21 protein-coding genes are annotated in these 21961 nt (G+C 63.9%); 13 read left to right on the forward strand and 8 right to left on the reverse strand.

All coding sequences use genetic code 11. The features are described 5' to 3' along the window. Positions 1 to 37 precede the first annotated feature (37 nt). Entirely contained in the window at positions 38 to 3634 is a 3597-nt protein-coding gene (locus IFU00_12700; protein MBD8543136.1) for an ABC transporter permease, read from the reverse strand. 11 nt (positions 3635 to 3645) lie between these two features. Beyond that, positions 3646 to 4539, reverse strand: a complete 894-nt coding sequence (locus IFU00_12705; GenBank protein MBD8543137.1) for an ABC transporter ATP-binding protein — start codon at positions 4537 to 4539, stop codon at positions 3646 to 3648. 230 nt (positions 4540 to 4769) lie between these two features. On the opposite strand from IFU00_12705, the gene IFU00_12710 reads away from it, so the two are divergent. Continuing rightward, positions 4770 to 5201 (forward strand): hypothetical protein, encoded by a 432-nt coding sequence (locus IFU00_12710; GenBank protein ID MBD8543138.1) that lies wholly within the window; start codon positions 4770 to 4772, stop codon positions 5199 to 5201. 15 nt (positions 5202 to 5216) lie between these two features. After that, positions 5217 to 5861 (forward strand): 2-polyprenyl-3-methyl-6-methoxy-1,4-benzoquinone monooxygenase, encoded by a 645-nt coding sequence (coq7, locus tag IFU00_12715; protein ID MBD8543139.1) that lies wholly within the window; start codon positions 5217 to 5219, stop codon positions 5859 to 5861. Positions 5862 to 5870: 9 nt separating this feature from the next. Here the strand turns inward: coq7 and IFU00_12720 are convergent, their stop codons facing one another. The 4 genes from IFU00_12720 to IFU00_12735 are packed head-to-tail and all read right to left on the reverse strand — an operon-like array spanning position 5871 to position 9714. Beyond that, complete coding sequence (locus IFU00_12720; protein ID MBD8543140.1) at positions 5871 to 6293, reverse strand: OsmC family protein; 423 nt, start codon at positions 6291 to 6293, stop codon at positions 5871 to 5873. Between the two features lie 54 nt (positions 6294 to 6347). Continuing rightward, positions 6348 to 7532 (reverse strand): ABC transporter permease, encoded by a 1185-nt coding sequence (locus tag IFU00_12725; GenBank protein ID MBD8543141.1) that lies wholly within the window; start codon positions 7530 to 7532, stop codon positions 6348 to 6350. Next, positions 7529 to 8260: an ATP-binding cassette domain-containing protein gene (locus IFU00_12730; protein ID MBD8543142.1), complete on the reverse strand. Its 732-nt coding sequence runs from the start codon at positions 8258 to 8260 to the stop codon at positions 7529 to 7531. Before IFU00_12730 ends, IFU00_12725 begins: the two co-directional genes overlap by 4 nt. A gap of 14 nt (positions 8261 to 8274) precedes the next feature. Continuing rightward, positions 8275 to 9714: an alpha/beta fold hydrolase gene (locus tag IFU00_12735; GenBank protein ID MBD8543143.1), complete on the reverse strand. Its 1440-nt coding sequence runs from the start codon at positions 9712 to 9714 to the stop codon at positions 8275 to 8277. A 264-nt stretch (positions 9715 to 9978) separates the two neighbouring features. Here IFU00_12735 and rplM point away from each other — a divergent pair, with 264 nt between their 5' ends. The 4 genes from rplM (at position 9979) to erpA (ending at position 12611) form a co-directional block, all read left to right on the forward strand. Continuing rightward, positions 9979 to 10407 carry a 50S ribosomal protein L13 gene (rplM, locus tag IFU00_12740; GenBank protein MBD8543144.1) on the forward strand — a complete coding sequence of 143 codons (429 nt, stop codon included), beginning with the start codon at positions 9979 to 9981 and terminating at the stop codon, positions 10405 to 10407. Positions 10408 to 10416: 9 nt separating this feature from the next. Further along, positions 10417 to 10809 carry a 30S ribosomal protein S9 gene (gene rpsI / locus IFU00_12745; GenBank protein ID MBD8543145.1) on the forward strand — a complete coding sequence of 131 codons (393 nt, stop codon included), beginning with the start codon at positions 10417 to 10419 and terminating at the stop codon, positions 10807 to 10809. Between the two features lie 166 nt (positions 10810 to 10975). Then, on the forward strand, positions 10976 to 12013 hold the full coding sequence (locus IFU00_12750) for an N-acetyl-gamma-glutamyl-phosphate reductase (GenBank protein MBD8543146.1): 1038 nt from the start codon (positions 10976 to 10978) through the stop codon (positions 12011 to 12013). A gap of 229 nt (positions 12014 to 12242) precedes the next feature. Next, on the forward strand, positions 12243 to 12611 hold the full coding sequence (gene erpA, locus IFU00_12755; GenBank protein ID MBD8543147.1) for an iron-sulfur cluster insertion protein ErpA: 369 nt from the start codon (positions 12243 to 12245) through the stop codon (positions 12609 to 12611). Positions 12612 to 12680: 69 nt separating this feature from the next. On the opposite strand, the gene IFU00_12760 is transcribed toward erpA, so the two are convergent. Together IFU00_12760 and IFU00_12765 are read right to left on the reverse strand one after the other, a co-directional pair. Beyond that, entirely contained in the window at positions 12681 to 13778 is a 1098-nt protein-coding gene (locus tag IFU00_12760) for an anhydro-N-acetylmuramic acid kinase (GenBank protein ID MBD8543148.1), read from the reverse strand. An 89-nt stretch (positions 13779 to 13867) separates the two neighbouring features. Then, positions 13868 to 15232, reverse strand: coding sequence for a M23 family metallopeptidase (locus IFU00_12765; protein MBD8543149.1), 1365 nt, complete (start codon positions 15230 to 15232; stop codon positions 13868 to 13870). Positions 15233 to 15412: 180 nt separating this feature from the next. Here IFU00_12765 and IFU00_12770 point away from each other — a divergent pair, with 180 nt between their 5' ends. The 7 genes from IFU00_12770 (at position 15413) to purH (ending at position 21862) form a co-directional block, all read left to right on the forward strand. Further along, positions 15413 to 16642: a tyrosine--tRNA ligase gene (locus tag IFU00_12770; protein ID MBD8543150.1), complete on the forward strand. Its 1230-nt coding sequence runs from the start codon at positions 15413 to 15415 to the stop codon at positions 16640 to 16642. Next, a complete protein-coding gene (locus tag IFU00_12775) occupies positions 16639 to 17097 on the forward strand; it encodes a D-tyrosyl-tRNA(Tyr) deacylase (GenBank protein MBD8543151.1) in 459 nt (152 codons plus the stop codon). Before IFU00_12770 ends, IFU00_12775 begins: the two co-directional genes overlap by 4 nt. A gap of 46 nt (positions 17098 to 17143) precedes the next feature. After that, positions 17144 to 17809 (forward strand): YbhB/YbcL family Raf kinase inhibitor-like protein, encoded by a 666-nt coding sequence (locus tag IFU00_12780; GenBank protein ID MBD8543152.1) that lies wholly within the window; start codon positions 17144 to 17146, stop codon positions 17807 to 17809. A 42-nt stretch (positions 17810 to 17851) separates the two neighbouring features. Continuing rightward, the gene (locus IFU00_12785) at positions 17852 to 18526 is read left to right on the forward strand and encodes a histidine phosphatase family protein (GenBank protein ID MBD8543153.1); all 675 of its coding nucleotides are present in this window, start codon (positions 17852 to 17854) and stop codon (positions 18524 to 18526) included. A 282-nt stretch (positions 18527 to 18808) separates the two neighbouring features. After that, the gene (dusB, locus tag IFU00_12790; GenBank protein ID MBD8543154.1) at positions 18809 to 19834 is read left to right on the forward strand and encodes a tRNA dihydrouridine synthase DusB; all 1026 of its coding nucleotides are present in this window, start codon (positions 18809 to 18811) and stop codon (positions 19832 to 19834) included. A gap of 116 nt (positions 19835 to 19950) precedes the next feature. After that, positions 19951 to 20184, forward strand: a complete 234-nt coding sequence (locus tag IFU00_12795) for a Fis family transcriptional regulator (protein MBD8543155.1) — start codon at positions 19951 to 19953, stop codon at positions 20182 to 20184. Between the two features lie 91 nt (positions 20185 to 20275). Further along, the gene (gene purH, locus IFU00_12800; GenBank protein MBD8543156.1) at positions 20276 to 21862 is read left to right on the forward strand and encodes a bifunctional phosphoribosylaminoimidazolecarboxamide formyltransferase/IMP cyclohydrolase; all 1587 of its coding nucleotides are present in this window, start codon (positions 20276 to 20278) and stop codon (positions 21860 to 21862) included. The last annotated feature ends 99 nt before the right edge of the window (positions 21863 to 21961 follow it).

Genomic DNA, 21961 nt, shown 5'->3' on the forward strand with positions numbered 1-21961 from the left:
TCCTCCCCCATATTTTGATTTGATCATAGCGCGAGAACTACGGCTTGTCGACTGCAAGCATATTGTCACGCGGTTTTCGATCGATCAGCTTGTTATCGGGATCGATGCCGGCGCGCGCCGGCATGCCATTGACCACCAGCGTAATCTGCTGTTCGGCCCGGCTGACGAGGCGCCGTTCGCGCACCAGAGGATTGCCGTCGCTGTCGTCCACGCCGAATTCGATGAAGTCGTGTAGCGGCATCGGCTGCTCTTCGCCCTGGTCGGTAGCGCGCATCTTGCCGGCGCTGGCATGGATCGTCACGTCGTACCTGCCATCGGCGCGCCGGTGCGCCGTGGCGCTGTCGGCCCGGTTCTCGTACAGCACGATCGATTCGAACAGGTCGTCGATCAGGTAGGCCTTCGCCGGCGGCGTCACGGCGCGCAGGCCGTCGATCAGGCTTGACGCGGTCGGGTAGGGCGGGCCCTGGTAGCCGTGCTGCGCCAACAGCCCGCGCAGCACGCCGTTGACGACATCCTCGCCCAGCATGTCCTGCATCAGGTACAGCGCCAGCGCGCCTTTCTGATACTGGATGTACGGTTGCTGCTCATTGAGCGCCAGCGGCGCTTCCTTGCGCTGCTCGTTCGCGCGGCCCCTGAGGTAGCCGTCGAGGTCATAGCGCAGGAAGCGCCGCATCTTGCCCGCGCCGTAAGCGCGCTGCATGACCATGAGCGCCATGTACTCGGACACCCCTTCGCTGAGCACCGTGCTGCCGCGCGTATTGGCGCCGATGAGCTGGTGCCCCCACCACTGGTGCGCCGTCTCGTGCGCGCTGATGTAGAACGGGTAGTCGAGGTCTTTTGGTGAACCGGGATCGATGCGCGCAATGAAGCCGGCGCTTTCCGAGAACGGGATCACGCCGGGGTAGGCAACGGCGCCATCACTGTAACGGGGGAATTCGACGATGCGCAGTTCGCGCAGCGGATAGCGCCCGAAGTTGCGCGCGCCATAATCGAGGCCCGCCTGGGCGCCGCGCACCATGCGTTCCACGTTCGCTTCGTGGCCCGGGTGGTAATACACGTCGATCGTCACGTCCTGCCAGCGTTCGTGGCGCACTTCGTAGCGCGCCGACTGGAAGGCGTAGCTGTTGAGCATCGGGCGGTCCATCTTGTAGCGGAAGTAGCGCCGCCCGTCCTGGCTCCATTCGCGCACCAGCGTGCCTGGCGCCACCGCGATCTGGTCGGCGCTCGTGCTGACGGTGGTCTCGAAGTCGATCCAGTCGGCGTCCACGCCCAGCAGGTGGTTGGCACGCGCCGCCGGATCGTCGCGCGCAGCCATGCGCGCGCGCGGGGCCAGGCCGTGGCGGCGACGATCGCGTTCGTCGCGCAGTTCCACCGCCGGCTGGTAGCCGATGCGCGGCATGACGTCATCCGTAAAGAACGTGCCGTTGCCCACCACCGGCGTCTCGCTGCCCAGGCCGAGCAGGCCGCGCGGCGCGTAGTCGACGGTGAAGTCCAGCCCCATGCGCGCGCCCGGCGCCATCGGCGTGGCCAGGCGATAGCGATAGAAACCCCGTTCCGGGTCGCTCGCTGCCAGCGTTGCCGGCTGCGTGAACGTCACGTTCAGGCGCGCGCCGCGCTGCTGGTACAGCACCACGTCCGACAACGGGCGGCTGGTGCGGTTCTCGAGCTGATAACTGCCCTTGACCTGCAGCGCGCGCGCGGCGGGATGGATGGCCGTATCGAGTTTGACGGCGGTGATGCGCGGCTGCGGCAGGAACGCGGTGCGGTGGTAGCGCTGTTCGTAGTCGGCGCGCAGCTGTTCGGCCTGGTGCGCGCTCAGGTAGCCGCCCTGCGCCATTTCCCATGCGAGGAAGGCGCCGCTGCCCGCGAACACGACGGCGCCGGTGCCGATCGTGGCCAGCACCGGGAGGCTCAGGCTGCGGCGCGCCAGGTGCAGGCGCTCGCGCCAGCCGCTATCGACGCCGCGCGGCCACAGCGCGCGCGCCGCGCCCAACAGCATCAGCGCCGCGCCGCCCCAGTACAGCAGGTAGAAGCGTTCGCGCAGCAGGTAGTGGCCAAAGCCGTTCATCGCCGAATAGGTCAGGTCGGGCCAGACCGCGTACAGCACCAGCGGATGATCCAGGCCCGCGCCATTGAAGGCGAGCGCCGCCAGCACCCAGCCGATCATGACGAAGTTGGCTAGGTATTTGTGGTTGACGATGACTTGCACGGCGATCGCCAGCACCGCAAGCAGCGCAAAGTGCGGCAGCATGACCGAGAACAGCGCCTGCAGGTACAGGCCCGGTTCGAGCTGGAAGTACCCCTTGAAGAGCTGGATCAGCATGGCCGTGACCATGGCGACGAGCAGCAGGCAGGCTTGCAGCCCGATCAGCGCCAGCGTCTTGCTGGCCAGCGGCAGCCAGCTTGGCACCGGCAGCGCATCGAGAATCTGGCTGGTGCGCATCTCGCGCTCGCGCCAGACCAGTTCACCGGCATAGAAGATGGTCGTGATGATCACGAACAGGCCGGTGACACCGCGGATCAGTTCCAGCATCATGTACGTGACGGGATAGGTCGGCGTGCCATACACCGCGCCCAGGTCGAGCGCGCTGGCGATCAGTGCGAGCACGCCGGCCGTGGCCAGCGCCACGAAGTATGCGTTGCGGGTCGATTCGCGCAGCTCGCCCCAGCCCGATTTGACGAGCAGCACGGCCAGGCTGCGGGCCGCGAAATCGGGCGGCGTGCTGGTGTCGCGCGCCGCCCGCGACAACGGCGGGGTAAGCCCGGAGGGCAGCCCGGACGGCAGTTCGGGCGCCAGCTTGCGGCGTGCGCGCGTCTGGCCTTCGGTCTCGCCGACGGCCTGGAAGCGCCAGTAGCCAAGCAGCAGCACCAGCAGCGAGAAACCGGCCCAGATCACGCGGTTGACCAGGTACACATCGGTCAATGCAATCAGGCGCACGTTACGCTCGGCCAGCGGCCAGTATTCGGTCAGGCGGATCAGGGCCGTGGTGCCGAACGGGTCGATCAGCGCGGCCAGTGTCTTGAAATCGAGGTCGCGCGCCAGCGACGGCGCGACCGTGTACCCGAGCGTCATGATGACGCTGGCCACGTACACCGGCAGCATGCGCCGCGTGAGGGCGGCCAGCACGAAGAAGATCGCACCAAAGATGAACAGGTTGGGCAGGAGCGTGAACAGATACGGCGTGAGCCAGGCGGCCAGCGGCGCGCCGCCGAGGCGATCGGGCGCGATCCCGGGCAGCATGGTGCCGAACCACAGGCCCAGCACGATGCCGGCGAAGATCACGGCCAGCGTGGCATACGCGCCCAGGAAGCGGCCGAACACGTAGTCGGCCTTGCGCAGCGGCGCGCTGAAAAAGAAGTGGTGCATCTCGTGCTCGAAATCCTGCTGCACCGCGCGGCCCATGACGGCTGCGGCAACAATGACCCCGAGGCTGCCGAGCATCGCGGTGGCCAGCGCGATCTGGCGTGGCCCATCGATCGCGATGCGGGCGCCGAACGTGATCGACAGCTCGCGAAACGCGCCGCCCGACGCCACCATCCACAGCATCCCGAGCGCCAGGAAGCCGCCAAAATACACCCAGGTCGACAGCAGCCGCAGGCGCTGCCTGGCCTCGAAACGGGCAATGACGAGCAGCGCGCGCACGGTCAGCAATCCCCGGCGGCGGGATTATGACGGCCGGCGATGGTGGCGAAGTACACGTCGTCCAGGCTCGCGCGGGCCGGCTCGAAGCCGTCGCCCGGATCGTCCTCGGCATACACGTGGATCAGCGTGCGGCCACTGAGCAGGCGGCTCGAGATCACGCTGTGGCGCGCCTGGAATGCCGGCAGTTCGGCCTTGGTGACGAAACGCGCCCAGATGAAGTCTTCGATGCCGTAGATGAGTTCTTGCGGCTCGCCGCACAGCAGCACCTGGCCCTTGTTGATGATCGCCATATTGGCGCACAGGTCGGCCACGTCGGACACGATGTGGGTCGAGAGCAGCACGGTGCGCTCTTCGCCGATGTCCGACAGCAGATTGTGAAAGCGCACGCGCTCCTGCGGATCCAGGCCCGCCGTGGGTTCGTCGACGATGATCAGGCGCGGGTCGCCAAGCAGGGCCTGGGCAATGCCGAAGCGCTGGCGCATGCCGCCCGAGAAGGTGCCCAAGCGCTGCGCGCGCACGTCCCACAGATTGGTCTGTTGCAGCAGGCCGTCGACGACCTCGCGCCGGCGTGCCCGGTGCGACAGACCCTTGAGCTGCGCGAAATGGTCGAGCAGGTCGTAGGCCGTGACCTTCGGATAGACGCCGAAGTCCTGTGGCAGGTAGCCGAGCATGCGGCGCACCGCGTCTTTTTCGTCCAGCACATCGATATCGTCGAGGAACACCGAGCCGGCGTCGCATTCCTGCAGCGTGGCCAGGATCCGCATCAGTGTCGATTTGCCCGCGCCGTTCGGGCCGAGCAGCCCGAACATCCCGGCCGGGATATTCAGCGTGACACGGTCGAGCGCGACCACGCCGTTGGCGTAGGTCTTGGACAAATTGCGGATCTTTAATTGCATGACAACTCCTGGCTGCAGTGATGTATTTACATCGCAGCTACTCTTTTTTCACACTGGCATTGTATTCAATCGTCACGGCGAGGGCAGGCACGGTGCGATACACGGGCCAAAGCGGGCCACAGGCTGCATTATCCGGTGACAGGGTGCATGCCGGGTTTCTTTCTATAAATTTGTTGTCCTGCGCAACGGGTGTGCGGCCCGCGCCCGCCCAAATTATGGATAATGGCAACATGGACGCCGCCACCCAAGACAAACTGATAATCCTGATGCGCGAAGGGCGCAGCCGGGCCGAATCGACCGACTGGTTCCGCGTCGGCCTGGGCCTGGTGTATCTGGCCGGCCTGATGACGAAGGACGAAATCGACTTCAAGACGGTCGACCGCGAATTCAACCGCTTCATCTACCACACGCTGGGCAACGGCCACACGATCACCAGCGTGCTGCAGTTCATGAGCGGCGAGAAGGTCATGCCCACCGTGGAATCGAGTCGTTTTCTGGACGCGTTTTCGCGCCACTGTCCCGGTGTGCCGATCGTGTCGGTGCCATACCTGCTTGAACTGAACCTGGGCGTGGCCAAGAACATCTCGGGCATCGAACCCGAAGGCCCGCTGGTCGAGTGGATCGCGAGAACTAAGGCATATAATGAAGGCCTCAGCGACTAGATTACCGAGCCAGCCATGACCGCGAATCGTTTCATCAGCCCCCTGGACCACCTGATTGTCGGCGTCGACAAGGCCTTGCGCGTCGTCGGCGGCGTGACCGCCATGTCGCGCCCGAACCCGGCCACGCACGCCATGGACAGCGAACTGTCCGACACCGAGCGCCGTCACAGCGCGGGCCTGATGCGCGTGAACCATGTCGGCGAAGTGTGCGCCCAAGCGCTGTACGATGCGCAGGCCAGTTTTGCCCACACGCCGCAACTGCGCGCGCAGTTCGAAGAAGCCGGCCAGGAAGAAGAAGACCACCTGGCCTGGTGCGCGCAGCGCCTGGACGAACTGGGTTCGCAGCCGAGCGTACTCAATCCGCTGTGGTATGCGGGCGCCTATGTGATGGGCGCGGTGGCGGCCCGGATCGGCGACCCGGTCAGCCTGGGCTTCGTGGTGGAGACCGAACGCCAGGTCGAGGCGCATTTGAACAGCCACCTCGAACTGCTGCCGCAGCAGGACGCCAAATCGCGCGCGATCGTCGACCAGATGCGCATCGATGAAATCGCGCACGCCGACGCGGCCCAAAGCATGGGCGCAGCCCCGTTGCCGATGCCGGTCAAGATGGCGATGCGGGCGATGGCCAAGGTCATGACCACCGCCGCCTACCGCATCTGAGGCCCCGTCTTAACTTTCGACGATCTCGATCGAGTGCGTGATCTCGGCGGTCTTGGCCAGCATGGCCGACGCCGAGCAGTACTTGTCATGCGATAGCTGCACCGCGCGTTCGACGGCCGCCGGCTTCAGGTTGCGGCCCGTGACCACGAAGTGGAAGTTAATCTTCGTGAAGACCTTCGGATCCACCTCGGCGCGCTCGGCCTGCAGTGTCACATCGCACCCGCGCACGTCTTCACGCCCGCGCTTGAGGATCAGCACCACGTCATACGCGGCGCAGCCGCCGGTGCCGATCAACACCATTTCCATCGGGCGTGGCGCCAGATTGTGGCCGCCGCCTTCCGGTGCGCCATCCATCGCCACCATGTGGCCGCTGCCCGTCTGGGCCCGGAAGCTCATGCCCGACGGGCCGTTCCAGCTGACTTTTACATCCATGTTCTGCTCCGCTGTGCTGTGTTCTTGAAAAGGGGCTTCGATTGTACGGCGGGATTACACACCGAGCACGTATTTCTCGCTCTTCATGCGCCAGCTCGCGAACGCCACCACCAGTAGCGCCGGGAGCAGCGCGCACAGGAATGTCAGCACGAAGGGCAGCGGGCCAATGTCGCCCGTCTTGGCCAGTTCCTTGACCAGCGTCTGGTTCGACAGCATCGGCACCAGGTACATCCAGGTCGCGGTCTTGAGTTCCATGAACGAGACCACGAAGCCCGGAATCACGGGCAGGATGGTCACGAAGCTGACCGTGGTCTGGGCTTCCTTGAAGGTCTTCGCGTTCATCGCCAGGCCGATGAACAGGGCGCTCGAGAGCAGCGACAGCGGCACCGTGACCAGGCACACGAGCATCAGCTCACCCCAGCCCAGGTTCCACGACATGCCGATTTCCTCAAGTGGCAGCCAGCGCAGGATCGCGTGGGCGACGCACAGGATCAGCGTCACGCCCAGCAGCGACGGCACGCTCGCGGCCAGCCATTTGCCGACCACCAGTTCCCAGCTGCGGGCCGGCTGCGCCATCAGCACTTCGAGCGAGCGCCGTTCGCGTTCGCCCGCCGTGCTGTCGACGGCCGCCGACAGGTTCAGGAAAAACGCCGGCAAAAACAGGATGCCGATGATGCCCCCGATGACCATTGCCGAGCGCGAGGCATTGGTGCCGGTGTCATGGCGCTGCAGTTCGATGGGCGAGAGTGTGGCGGGCGAGACGCCGTGCGCGAGCAGGCGCGCGCTGGCGATATTGCTGCTGTAGGCCTGCAGGATGTCTTCGACGTCGCGCCGCTGCGGGCCGCTTTCGGTGGACGAATCGAACCACAGCTCCAGGCGCGCCGGGCGCATGGCCTGGTAGTTGGCGATGTAGTCGTCCGTCACGCGCAGCACGGCGACGGTTTTTTTTGCGCGCAGCAGGTCGCCGATGGCGTCCTCATTCATCGGCGCGGCCTCGGTGACGGTCACGCTGCGCTCGCGCAGCTGGGCCATCAGGGTCGGCGCTTTGGCGCCGCCGATGACGACCATCTCGATGCCTTCACGCTCGGTGCGCGTGTTCCGTTCGATCATCTGGTTCAGCAGCAGGCCGATGATGGCCGGGTACATCAGCGAGGCGGCCAGCAGGAACGCCAGCGTGCGGCGCTCGCGCAGCATCTCGCGCAGCTCTTTCAAAAACACGATCCGGATCTTGGACTTCATGCGATACCTTCTTCGGTGCCGACCAGGCTGACAAAGGCGTCTTCCAGGTTGGTGATGCCGGTGCGCCGGCACAGTTCTTCGGGCGAGCCCTGGGCCACGGTATGGCCCTGTGCGATGACGATGACGTCGTCGCACAGGTGCGTCACTTCCTGCATCACGTGGGTGGCCATGATCACGCAGCTGCCGTCCTCGCGCAGCGCGTTCAGGGCCGTGCGCAGCGCGCGCGTGCTCATCACGTCCAGGCCGCGGCTCGGTTCATCGAGCAGCAGGTGGCGCGGGCGGTGCAGCAGCGTGCGCGCCAGCGCGACCTTGATGCGCTGGCCCTGCGAGAAGCCCTTGGCCCGGCGATCCAGGATGTCTTCCATGCCCAGCAGCTCGGCCACTTCGCCGATGCGCGTGCGCAGTGCCGGGGCCTGCATGTCATTGAGTTCGCCGAAATAATGCAGGTATTCGCGGGTGGTCAAGCGCTCGTACAGCCCGAACTGGTCGGTGAGAAAGCCGATATTGCGGCGCACCGCCATCGGGTCCTGTTCGGGGTCGACGCCGCCGATCAGGATGCTGCCGTGGTCGCGTTTGAGCAGGCCGACGAGCGTGCGCAGCAGGGTAGTCTTGCCGGCGCCGTTGGGGCCGAGCAGCGCGGTGATCTGGCCATCGCGCGCGGTAAAGGAAACGCCGCCCAGCGCCTGGACGGCGCCGAAGGCCTTGCGTACATCGTGAACTTCGATCATGGCGTGTCCGAATCTTATGGTTGCGGCCCGGCGCTGCCGAGCTGGAAGGTGGGCGCCGGGATCTCGGCCATGCAGGCCGCGTCGAGCTTGTCCTGCGGATGGTCCAGAAAAGCGCGCAGCAGGCGCGGTGCGCAGCCCAGTTGCGAGACGCCGTGGCCGGCATTGGCCACCACGATCTGCTGGGCGTGCGCCATCGACCTGGCGGCGCTCGCGGCGCGGTGTGGCGGCGTGACCGGATCGAGCGCGCCCGAGAGCAGCAGGGCCGGTGCGTCGATGCGGGTCGGTTCTGCATACGGCACGGCCGGCACCTTGATGTCGTCCCTGCACAGCTTCGGCATCATCTCGGCCAGCGGTCGCGCCAGCACGGCGGCGTCAGCCTTCATCAACTCGGGCGTGAAACGGGGCACGTCTTCGGCGCACACCACGGCGAAGTGCAGCAGCATCGACATGCTCGCATCGTTGCCGAAGTCACCGGCCAGGTTCTGGCGCGCGATGAACGGCTGCCAGCGCCCTTGGCTCGCGTTATGGATCAGGAATGGCAGGCGCCGCGCATCGGCCGGCGCATACAGGATGTTGTGCACGGTGCCCAGGAAGCGGTCGGACGACATCGTGAAACTGGTCTGCTCGGCCGTGCGCGGATTGGGCAGCGACAGGCGCAGGTCGCCCGCTTCGAGCCGGGTGACCAGGCCATCGAATTCGGTGCGCAGGTTCGGGTACGCCTTGTGGCAGGCGGCGTCCTTGGCGCAGGCAGCAAACACGCCGTCGAGCGCGGTCTGCGAGTCGCGGCCCCCGGCCGGGATGACCTGGTCGGGCGCGGCCACGCCGTCGAGCACGAGGGCGCGTACGCTGGATGGATAGGCGCGGGCGTAGGTTTGCGCCAGGCGCGTGCCGTACGAGCCGCCCCACAGATTGACCTGGCCGTAGCCCAGCGCAAGGCGCACGCGTTCGAGGTCGCGCGCGGCGGCCAGCGTGGTGTACGCACTCAAAGGCGACTTGTTGGCCGCGATACAGGCGCGCAGTTCGGCCATCAGTTCGGCGTCGCCCATGGTTTCGTGTTCGGGCTTGCTGACGCAGCCGAGTTTGCCCGAGCGGCCGGTGCCGCGCTGGTCGATGAAGACGATGTCGCGCGTGGCGCGCACGCGGTCGAACGCGGCCTTGAGCAACACCAGCACATCGCTGCCCGCCTGGCCCGGGCCACCGGCCAGCACGAATAGCGGATCGGTACGGCTGCCCTGGCGGAAGGCCGGGGCCACGGTCACATGCAGCGCCAGCGTTGGACCCTGCGGCTTCGCATGGTCGAGCGGCACCGTCACGCTGACGCAGCGCAGCGCCTCGACCACACCGGGCAGGTGGCAGCTGCGGTCCGTCATGGCCGGTGCAGCAGCGCTGGCGCTACCCGCGGCCAGCAGCAGAGGCAGCGCCAGCAGGGTGGGCAAAATCTTGAATATCGTCACAACATCTCCTCAGGTTGCAACGATGATAAGTTCGCGTTGTTTCTATGGTCAACCCATTGTTTCAACTATGCATCAAGGCATGCGGACCGGGTCAGGATTGTGGTCGCGCTGGCCCCTGAAAATCACCAGATGGCGATTGACGGCAGTGCCCGTGCAGGTTATGATCGTCGGCTTTCCGTTTGCTCAGGAAAAGATAACAAGGCCGAGTCCGCTGAAGTACAGGGCGGAACCACCATTTGAGCAATTTTTTATTTTGGAATAAACATGAAAACTTTTTCCGCTAAGGGCCATGAAGTCCAGCGCGACTGGTTTGTCATTGACGCGACGGACCTGGTCCTCGGACGTGTTGCCAGCGAAGTGGCACTCCGACTGCGCGGCAAGCACAAGCCGGAATTCACCCCGCACGTCGACACCGGTGACTTCATCGTTGTGATCAATGCAGGCAAACTGCGTGTGACCGGTACCAAGGCCACCGAAAAAACGTACTACCGTCACTCGGGCTACCCGGGCGGTATCTACGAAACGAACTTCCTGAAAATGCAACAGCGTTTCCCAGGTCGCGCACTCGAGAAAGCGGTCAAGGGCATGCTGCCTAAAGGCCCACTCGGCTACGCAATGATCAAGAAGCTGAAAGTGTACGCGGAAGGTTCGCACCCACACGCTGCTCAGCAACCACAAGCACTGACCCTCTAAGGAACTGACATGATCGGTAACTACAACTACGGCACCGGCCGTCGCAAGAGTGCAGTCGCTCGCGTGTTCATCAAAACTGGCACCGGCCTGATCATCGTGAACGGCAAGCCTGCTTCGGAATACTTCTCGCGCGAAACCGGCCTGATGGTCATTCGCCAGCCGCTGGAACTGACCGGCAACGTCGAGCGTTTTGACATCAAAGTCAACGTGCACGGCGGCGGCGAGTCGGGCCAGGCTGGCGCCGTCCGTCACGGCATCACCCGCGCTCTGATCGACTACGACGCAGCACTGAAGCCAGATCTGGCCCGTGCTGGCTTCGTCACCCGCGATGCGCGTGAAGTCGAGCGTAAAAAAGTTGGTCTGCGCAAAGCACGTCGCGCAAAGCAATTCTCGAAGCGTTAATTCGCTGTTGCCAGCGCCTTTGGGCGCTGTGCCGAAAAAGCCGTCCACCGCAAGGTTGGGCGGCTTTTTTGCTTTTCAGAGCGGTACGCCCCGCATTTCCCAGGCTGTTAAAATGCACCCTTCGTCCTGAAAGCAGGGCCTTTCTACCATTATCGAGGAACAGAACATGATCAAAGTTGGCATCGTTGGCGGCACCGGATACACGGGCGTGGAATTGCTGCGGCTGTTGGCCGTGCATCCGGATGTGCAACTGACGGCAATTACGTCGCGCAAGGAAGACGGCCTGCCGGTGGCCGACATGTTCCCGTCGCTGCGCGGCCGCGTCGACCTGGCGTTTTCGAGCCCTGATAAAGCCGACCTGAAAAGCTGCGACGTCGTGTTCTTCGCCACCCCGCACGGCGTGGCGATGGCGCAGGCGCCCGAGCTGCTGGCAGCCGGCGTGAAAGTGATCGACCTGGCGGCCGACTTCCGCCTGAAAGACCAGGCCACGTTCGAAAAATGGTACAAGATCGACCACACGGCGCCCGAACTGCTTGAAGAAGCCGTGTACGGCCTGGCAGAGCTGAACCGTGACGCGATCAAGGGCGCGCGCCTGATCGCCAACCCGGGCTGCTACCCGACCACGATGCAGCTTGGCTACTACCCGTTGCTCAAGGCCGGCATCATCGACGCGGGCAACCTGATCGCCGACTGCAAGTCGGGCGTGTCGGGTGCCGGTCGCAAGGCCGAGATCGCCACGCTGTTCTCCGAGTCGAGCGACAACTTCAAGGCCTATGGTGTGAGCGGTCACCGCCACACGCCGGAAACGACGGCACAGCTGGCGCGCTTCACCGACCAGAAGGTCGGCCTGATCTTCACGCCGCACCTGGTGCCGATGATCCGCGGCATGCACGCGACGCTGTACGCGCGCCTGACGAAAGAGATCGACGATGCGGCGCTGCAGGCGCTGTTCGAAGATGAATACAAGGACAGCGAGTTCGTCGACGTGATGCCGTTCGGCTCGCACCCTGAGACGCGTTCGACCCGCGGCTCGAACGTGCTGCGCCTGGCGCTGCATCGCCCGGATGGCGGCGACACGGTCGTGATCCTGGTGGTGCAGGACAATCTGGTCAAGGGCGCATCGGGTCAGGCCGTGCAGTGCATGAACCTGATGTTCGGGCTGGATGAAGCGACTGGGCTGAAGCAGATCGCGCTGCTGCCGTAACAGGCGTCGCTGGTGCCTGCCAGACTTGAATTGCGGCCACTTGGCCGCATCTTCGAGGCTACTGCACCAGCTCTTGCAGAAGGATCATGTCCTCTTGATATCATCAAGGGACGGTACCCTGTCTGAGTGACAACTGGTGTCTCATCTGGCCGACTTTCCCTGAGGGTCGGCAGCATGAGTTCCCCCAACCGTCTATAATGGGCGGAGTTTGATTATCCAGGAGCATTCCATGACCGCAGTCGCCGAAGTAGTAGATTTCGACACGATTCCCGTACCAATCAACTTCACCGACAGCGCGGCACAGAAAGTGGCCCAGCTGATCGAAGAAGAAGGCAACCCTGACCTCAAGCTGCGCGTCTTCGTGCAGGGTGGCGGTTGCTCGGGCTTCCAGTATGGCTTCACCTTCGACGAGATCATCAACGACGATGACACGACGATGGAAAAAGCAGGCGTCCAGCTGTTGATCGATTCGATGAGCTACCAGTACTTGGTCGGCGCCGAGATCGATTACAAGGATGACCTCGAAGGCGCGCAGTTCGTGATCAAGAACCCGAACGCCACCTCGACCTGCGGTTGCGGTTCGTCGTTCTCGGCGTAAGCAGCGCAGCGCTGCCCGGCAATTGCCGGAGTATCGAAAAAGGCCCGCTTCGAGCGGGCCTTTTTGCGTTCACGCCGGGTACAGCGCACCCAGGACACGCAGGCCGCGTGCGCCCGTGACGGCTGGCAGATTGCCTGGTTCGCGCTGCGTAAAACGCCAACCCAGCCAGGCGAACGCGAGCGCCTCGACCCTGTTCGGCGCCACGCCCAGTTCGGCCGTCGATACCACTTTTACACCATCGAGTTCGGCGCTGATTGCGCGCAGCAGCGCGCCGTTATAGGCGCCCCCACCGCACACGTACACCGCATCCGGCGCGATGCCTTCATCACGGATGGCGCGTGCGATCGTCACAGCCGTCAGGCGCGTGAGCGTGGCCTGGACGTCGGCCGGGGCGACATCGTGGAAAGCGGCCAGCCTGGCATCGAGCCAGTCCGCATGGAACAGGTCGCGCCCCGTGCTCTTGGGTGCCGGCAGCGCAAAGTACGCCTCATCGAGCAACGCTGCCAGCAATGGCGGGTGCACGGTCCCACTCGCTGCCCAGGCGCCATCCTCGTCATAGGCGCGGCCTTGGTGGCGCGCGATCCACAGATCCATCAAGACATTGCCCGGACCGGTATCGAAGCCGGTCACGCGCCCGTCGCCATGCAGCACGCTGATATTGCCGATGCCGCCGATATTCACAACGACACGCGCGGTGCCTGGCGCGCCGAATGCGGCCGCGTGAAAGGCCGGCACCAGCGGCGCACCCTGGCCACCGGCAGCGACATCGCGGCTGCGAAAGTCGGCGATCACGTCCAGGCCGGTGAGTTCGGCCAGCAGCGCCGGATTATTGGTCTGGCGCGTAAAGCCCAGTTCGGGGCGATGGCGGATCGTCTGGCCATGCACGGCCACGGCAGCGACCTTGCCGGGGCTGGACGGCAACAGCGCACGTACGCAGTCGGCATACGCCAGTGCCAGCGCATTGGCGGCCAGCGCCTCACGCTCGAGCTCATTGTGGCTGGCTGCCTGCAGCGCCATCAGCTCATCGCGCAAGTCGGCAGGAAAGGGCGTGAACGCGGCTGCAATCGTGCGGATCGCGCCTTGCGAAAAGTCGGCCAGCACGCCATCGACGCCGTCGAGGCTGGTGCCTGACATCAGGCCGATGAAAAGGGACGGGGTCTCGGTCATGGTGTTATGAAAAAATCAGGCCATACAAAGCAAAACGCCCTCCGACATCGAGATGCAGCGGAGGGCGTCGGGACAGGGGTGAAGCTGTCTTAGCGGGCGGCCATGGCCGAACCGCTTGGACCCAGCAGCGAGAAGCGGTGATTCATCTCGGCGGCAGCCATGCGGAAACGACCCAGTTCAGCCTGGCTCAGCGGTTGCTGTGCCAGCGACTTGTACTGGTTTGGATCCTTGGCCACGCCTGCAACACGGAATTCGTAGTGCAGGTGCGCGCCGGTCGACCAGCCGGTCGAACCGACGTAGCCGATGACCTGACCCTGGCTGATCTTGGCGCCCTTGCGCAGGCCCGGTGCGATACGGCTCATGTGCGCGTAGGCGGTACTATATGCCGACCAGTGCTTGAGCACGACCATATTGCCGTAGCCATTGCCGTTGCCGGCGAAGTCGACGGTAGCGTCAGCCACGGCGCGGATCGGGGTGCCGGTCGATGCTGCGTAATCGACGCCCTTGTGCGCTTTCCATTTGCCTGACAGCGGGTGCACGCGCATCGAGAAGCCCGACGAAATGCGCGAGTACTCGAGTGGCGACTTCAGGAAGGCCTTTTTCAGTGCCTTGCCGTCCAGGGTGTAATAGCCGCCCTGTTTGGTGATCGGATCTTCGTACCAGACCGACTGGTACGCCACGCCACGGTTGACGAACTCACCAGCCAAGATGCGGCCGGTCTTGACCTGTTCGCCGTCGAGCCAGAAGGTCTCGTAGACCACATTGAAGCGGTCACCGCGCTTGACGTCGGTGCGGAAGTCGATATCGGTCGAGAACATCTCGATGATCTGGCCAACGATCGAATCGGGCAGGCTGCCGCCGTCGACGTTGGAGTCGGTGGCTGCATACAGCGACGACGCGATGTCGCGCGAGCGCATTTCGACGCGACGCTCGAGCTTGGCCGGCGCTTCGAGGGCGACGAACGATTCGCCCTTGCGTTCGATGCTGATCGTGCGTGCGTTGCCGTTCTTGCCATCGATGACGGTGGCGCGCATCGACAGCAGCAGGCCGTTTTCATCGGTCTCGGCCTGGATACGCTTGCCGGTCTGGAGCGACAGCAGGCGACGTGCCAGCTTGTCGGAACGAACGAATTTCTGTGCCTGTGCATCTTCGATGCCAAGGCGGGTGAAGAGCGAGCCGAGCGAATCGCCGCGGCGGATGCGTTCTTCGTGGATGAATTGCTGCTCGTCTTGCTGGAGCGCGGCGATCTGGGATGCCAGATTTGGCAGTTCCAGGTTCGTCGCGACCGAGGTCACGGGCAGGTCGGAAGGATCGTTGGCGATCGGGGCGACACCTACTGCGCCAAAGGCGCACATGCTCAGGAAGACGGCGCCGGCGCTCAAAACGCGGGCTTTGCGGGTCTTCGGCACCAGCTGCAGCAGTGTCTGACGGGTAATTTTCTGTATAGGGTTCATGCAATCAGTTAAAATTTGCGGCTGAACTTTCAAGGGCCATGTTCATGACGTTTAACAAAGTTTTCTTTGGGAAACGAAAACAGGATCGTGAATTATACCAAAAGATGTGGTCCTACAACCGTTTTAGCCAATTTCCTACACGAATTTATGACCTCAACAGCAGTTCCTGGCGGCAATTCCATGGTAAATGCGCCTGTGCGCCTTCCTCTGACTGACCGCGTTCTCGAGTCCCTCGCCATCGCAAAAAGGGGTGTGGACGAGTTGCTGGTCGAGGCCGATTTTGCGCAAAAACTGGCGCGTTCGGAGCAAACCGGCACACCGCTGCGCATCAAACTGGGTCTGGACCCAACGGCGCCAGACCTGCATCTGGGTCACACCGTGGTGCTGAACAAGTTGCGTCAATTGCAAGATCTGGGTCACCAGGTGATCTTCTTGATCGGTGACTTCACGTCGATGATTGGCGACCCGTCGGGGCGCAACGCCACCCGGCCGCCGCTGACACGCGAGCAGGTCGAAGAAAACGCGATGACGTACTTCCGTCAGGCATCGCTGGTGCTGGACGCCGGCCGCACCGAGATGCGCTACAACTCGGAGTGGTGCGACCCGCTCGGCGCGCGCGGCATGATTCAGCTGGCGTCCCGCTATACAGTAGCGCGCATGATGGAGCGCGACGATTTCACCAAGCGCTACAAGAGTGGGACACCGATCGCCGTGCATGAGTTCCTGTATCCGCTGATGCAGGGCTACGATTCGGTCGCATTGAAGTCCGACCTTGAGCTGGGTGGAACGGACCAGAAATTCAACTTGCTGGTTGGCCGCGAACTGCAGAAGGACTACGGCCAGGAGCCGCAGTGCATCCTGACCATGCCGCTGCTCGAAGGCCTGGACGGCGTCGAGAAGATGTCCAAGTCGAAAAACAACTACATCGGCATCACCGAAGCACCAAACACCATGTTCGGCAAGCTGATGAGCATTTCGGACGACATGATGTGGAAGTACTTCAATTTGCTGTCGTTCCGCTCGCTGGACGACATTGCACAACTGAAGGCGACGATCGACGGCGGCGCCAACCCGCGCGACGCCAAGGTGGCGCTGGGCAAGGAAATCGTGACGCGCTTCCACTCGGTCCAGGCGGCGGACGATGCGCTGGCCGACTTCGTCAACCGTTCCAAGGGTGGCATTCCTGACGACGTGCCGGAAGTGGCGCTGTCGGGCGCGCCGATGGGCGTGGCGCAATTGCTCAAGCAAGCTGGCCTGTGCGCATCGACGTCCGAGGCCATGCGCATGGTTGACCAGGGCGGTGTGCGCATCGACGGTGCCGTCGTGGCCGACAAAGGGTTGCAGGTGGCTGCCGGCACACTCGTCGTGCAGGTGGGCAAGCGCAAGTTCGCGCGCGTGACGCTGGCATGATCGGCCTGCTGCAACGCGTGGGCGAAGCGGCAGTGCGCGTCGATGGCGCGACCGTTGGCGCCATCGGTCCCGGCCTCTTGGTATTGCTGTGCGCCGAAAAGGGTGACACCGAGCGCGAAGCCGATTTACTGCTGACCAAATTGCTCGGTTACCGCGTCTTTTCGGACGAGGCGGGCAAGATGAACCGCAGCCTGGCCGACGTCAATGGCGGCCTGCTGCTGGTGCCGCAATTCACGCTCGCGGCCGATACCAAATCCGGCACGCGGCCATCGTTCACGCCAGCGGCAGCACCGGAAGACGGCCGGCGCCTGTTCGATTACGCCGTGCGCCAGGCGCGCACGCGTCACGGGCAGGTGGAAACCGGCGTGTTCGGCGCCGACATGAAGGTGTCACTCATCAATGACGGGCCGGTGACATTCTGGCTGCGGGTTGATCCGGTCGTGACAACGCGCTGAAACCCCGGCTGGCTGCAGGTGTCAAAACCAGTAGCCGGGAGGAGCCATGCGCATCTGGAGCAATTCGTTTACCAACGGGGCCGCCATTCCTGCCGCCTGCGCGTTTGCCGTGGGCGACTCTGCCGCCCATGTCAGGCTGTCAAGCAATCGCAACCCGCACATCGCCTGGGACGACGTACCGAACGGCACCGAATCGCTGGTGCTGGTCTGCCACAATCCCGACGTCCCGCGCGATGGCCGCCGCGTCAATGTCGACGGCTGCACGGTGCCGCTGAGGGCCCCGCGCATCGATTTTTTCCACTGGACGCTGGCCGATATCCCTGTGTGCCTCACGACGCTGGCCGAGGGCAGGTTTTCCAATCGCGTCACGCCGCATGGCAAACCGGGGCCGCTGGTGCCATTCACCATCAAGAACGGCACCGAGCACCAGTTGCGCCATGGCCTCAATGACTATACCGACTGGTTTGCCGGCGCGCCCGGTATGGCCGGCGAGTTCTATGGCTATGACGGCCCGTGTCCACCCTGGAACGACGAGCGCGTGCACCACTATGTCTTTACCCTGTATGCGCTCGATATGCCACGCCTGCCGCTTACGGGCCGCTTCACGGGGCCCGAGGCGCGCATGGCGATCTACGGGCACATCCTCGACGAGGCGTGCATCTTCGGCACCTATGCACTCAATCCCCACGCCGTCGCCGATCTGCCAAAATAGCGCTTCCATCCGATTGCCCCGAGGTTCGGGCACAAGAACCTCATGACCATGACCACAGCGCCCCGGGGCGCGACCACGATCCTGCTCATCCGCCACGGCGAAACCGCCTGGAATGCCGAACGCCGGCTGCAGGGCCATCTCGATATCCCGCTCAACGCCGAAGGCGAGCGCCAGGCAGCGCTGCTTGGCGGGGCACTGGCCGGTGAAGCCATCGACCACGTGCTGTCCAGCGACCTGGGCCGTGCCCGGCAGACTGCCGAGGCGATCCTGCGCGCGCGCGGCGCAACAATGGCTTTGCAGGTCGATCCCCAATTGCGCGAACGCTGCTACGGCGGCTTCGAAGGCTTGCTCTATAGTGAGATCGCGGCCCGCTATCCGGCAGACTTTGCCGCCTGGCAAGCGCGCAATGTCGACGCGACCCTGCCACCGGGTAAGAACCAGGGTGAATCGTTCCGTGCCTTTTTCGACCGCGTCACGACGGCGATCGCGGCCCATGCCGCACGCCATCCAGGGCAGACGCTGGCGCTGGTGGCACACGGTGGCGTGCTCGAGTGCGCCTACCGGGCTGCACTGGGCTTGGCCCTGGACACCCCGCGCGACTTCAAGGTGCACAATGCCAGCATCAACCGCTTTGCGGTCGAGCAGGGCAAGCTGCGCCTGACGAGCTGGGGCGAAGTCGAGCACCTGCGGCAACCCGCCCTCGACGAGTTGCCGTAGGGTGGAAGGCTCCGCCTTCCACGCGGTGATGGTTGGTGGTGGGGTTATCCGGCACGCAACCGGCACCGATTGGTTAGCGGTGGGCTCGCCCCTCGCGTGACCGTCGCCGATAGCGATCGCCGGGTGGACGGCAAAGCCGTCCACCCTACGTGAGCGTCTCATTCCCCATTTCCTGGCCTTGCCAATATCGCACACACAACAATTTGAAAAATTGTGCTGATAAATTGAGCAGCGCTTGAGGTAAAATAGCAGGTTCTCGTGTCACTTTTGAGTCTGCCAGCTGTGCAAATAGGTCCTTATCTCCTGCGTAATAACGTCTTTGTCGCGCCGATGGCTGGTGTGACGGACCGTCCGTTCCGGCAACTGTGCAAGCAGCTCGGCGCGGGCTATGCGGTGTCCGAGATGGCCGCGTCCAATCCGCGCCTGTGGGCCAGCGAAAAGACGTCACGCCGGATCGACCATGCGGGCGAGATGGAGCCCAAGGCGGTGCAGATCGCCGGCGCCGATCCGAAAGACCTTGCCGATTGTGCGAAGTTCAACGTCGAGCGTGGCGCGCAGATCATCGACATCAACATGGGTTGCCCGGTCAAGAAAGTCTGCAACAGCTGGTGCGGGTCGGCCCTGTTGCAGCACGAAGACCTGGTCGAGCGCATCCTGCACGCGGTGGTCGAGGCCGTCGACGTGCCGGTCACGCTGAAGTTCCGCACTGGCTGGGATCGCCAAAACAAGAACGCGCTGCGCATCGCGCGCCTGGCCGAGCAGGCCGGCATCCAGATGCTGACCCTGCATGGCCGCACCCGGGCCGATGGCTACAAGGGCGACGCCGAGTACGACACCATCCGCGCCGTGAAGGCGTCGGTCGGCATCCCGGTGGTGGCCAATGGCGACATCACCACGCCCGAGAAAGCGAAGTTCGTGCTCGACTACACGGGGGCGGACGCCGTCATGATCGGCCGGGCGGCCCAGGGCCGGCCATGGATCTGCCGCGAAATCGACCACTTCCTGCGCACGGGCGAGCACATGCCGGCGCCGCTGGTGGAAGAGGTGCGCGAACTGATGCACGAGCACTTGCCGGCGCACTACGCTTTTTATGGCGAGTTCATCGGCGTGCGGACCGCGCGAAAGCACATCGGCTGGTATGTCCAGGACTTGCCAGATGGCGAGGAATTCCGTCAACGCATGAATCTGCTGGAATCGACCGCCGAGCAACTTGCGGCGATGGATGACTTCCTGAAATCCCAGCACCGCCATGGCGAGCGGTTACAATACCGCCCCGCGCTTCCCGCCGTGGACGCGATCGCGGCATAGAAGACCAGCACAACAAGCGACAAGAAGAACAATTGGGGACGCGCTGCCCGCAGATGCAGCAAGCCAGTGCAGCAAGCCGGGCAGCAATCACACAACCAGGATGAAGCAGCAAAGACATGAGCAAAGAAAGTATCCAGGAAGTCGTCCAGAAGAGTCTTGAAGACTATTTCAACGATCTCGGCGAGCAAAAACCGACCAACATCTACGACATGATGGTGTTGACCGTCGAAAAGCCCGTCCTCGAAGTGGTCATGTCGCGCGCCGACGGCAACCAGTCGCATGCCGCGCAGATGCTGGGCATCAATCGCAATACATTGCGCAAGAAACTGCAAGAGCACGGGCTGCTCTAAGCGTTGCCGGTTGGCTGCGCTTCCTGCGCGGCCCCGGAGACCCAACGGTCTCCACGTCCGGCGCCAGGAATTCTCAACCATAGGCCTCACCATGATCAAACAAGCTCTCATTTCCGTATCCGACAAGACCGGCGTGCTCGATTTCGCGCGCGCCCTGAACCAGCTGGGCGTGAACATCCTGTCCACTGGCGGCACCGCCAAGCTGCTGCAAGAAAATGGCGTGCCAGTCACGGAAGTGGCCGATTACACCGGTTTCCCGGAAATGCTCGATGGCCGCGTCAAGACGCTGCACCCGAAAGTGCACGGCGGCATCCTGGCCCGTCGCGATTTCCCCGAGCACATCGCGAAACTGGAAGAGCACAATATTCCGCAGATCGACATGGTCGTGGTCAATCTGTACCCGTTCCAGCAAACCGTCGCCAAAGAGCAATGCTCGCTGGAAGATGCAATTGAGAACATCGACATCGGTGGTCCGACCATGCTGCGTTCGGCCGCCAAGAACCACCGCGACGTGGTCGTGGTCGTCGATCCGGCCGACTACGGCGTCGTGCTGGCGGAAATGAAGGGCTCGGGCGGCGACGCCGGTCCGGTCAGCTACGAGACCAAGTTCCGACTGGCCAAGAAGGTCTTCGCGCATACCGCCCAGTACGACGGCGCGATCACCAATTACCTGACCAGCCTGGGCGACGACCGCGCACACGCGACCCGCTCGAACTTCCCGGCCACGCTGAACATGGGCTTCGAGAAAGTCCAGGAAATGCGCTACGGCGAAAACCCGCACCAGGGCGCCGCCTTCTACCGCGACCTCGTCACGATCGATGGCGCGCTGGCCAACTACCGCCAGTTGCAGGGTAAAGAGCTGTCGTACAACAACATCGCCGATGCCGATGCGGCCTGGGAATGCGTCAAGTCGCTCGGCGGTCTCGGCCAGGCGGCAGGTTGCGTGATCGTCAAGCACGCCAATCCATGCGGCGTGGCCATCGGCGTCGATGCACTGGACGCGTATTCGCGCGCGCTGCAGACCGATCCGACCTCGGCCTTTGGCGGCATCATCGCCTTCAATGTCGAAGTCGATGGCAAGGCAGCCGAAGCGCTGGCCAAGCTGTTTGTCGAAGTACTGATCGCGCCGAGCTTCACCGCCGAAGCGCGCCAGATCATGTCGGCCAAGCAGAACGTGCGTCTGCTGGAAATCGCGCTGGGCGCCGGCCAGAATGCCTACGACGTCAAGCGCGTCGGCGGCGGCCTGCTGGTGCAATCGCCGGACGCGAAGAACGTCGGCATGGAAGACCTGCGTGTCGTTTCCAAGCTGCAGCCATCGCCGCAGCAGCTGCAAGACCTGATGTTCGCGTGGCGCGTGGCCAAGTTCGTCAAGTCGAACGCGATCGTGTTCTGCGGTAATGGCATGACGCTGGGCGTCGGCGCCGGCCAGATGAGCCGCATCGACTCGGCGCGCATCGCGTCGATCAAGGCCCAGAACGCCGGCCTGAGCTTGACCGGCTCGGCCGTGGCGTCGGATGCATTCTTCCCGTTCCGCGATGGCCTGGACGTCGTCGTCGATGCCGGCGCGACCTGCGTGATCCACCCGGGTGGATCGATGCGCGACCAGGAAGTCATCGATGCCGCCGACGAGCGCGGCGTCGTCATGCTGTACACGGGCACGCGTCACTTCCGTCATTGATTCGATGACAAGGCGAGGGCGGCGGGAAACCTGTCGCCCCCGCTGAAGTCCAACAGGGGCGTGCCGAAATGGTGCGCCCCTGTGTTTTTGCACAGTATT

Source organism: Oxalobacteraceae sp. CFBP 8761 (assembly GCA_014841595.1).
Taxonomy (GTDB): Bacteria; Pseudomonadota; Gammaproteobacteria; order Burkholderiales; family Burkholderiaceae_D; genus Telluria.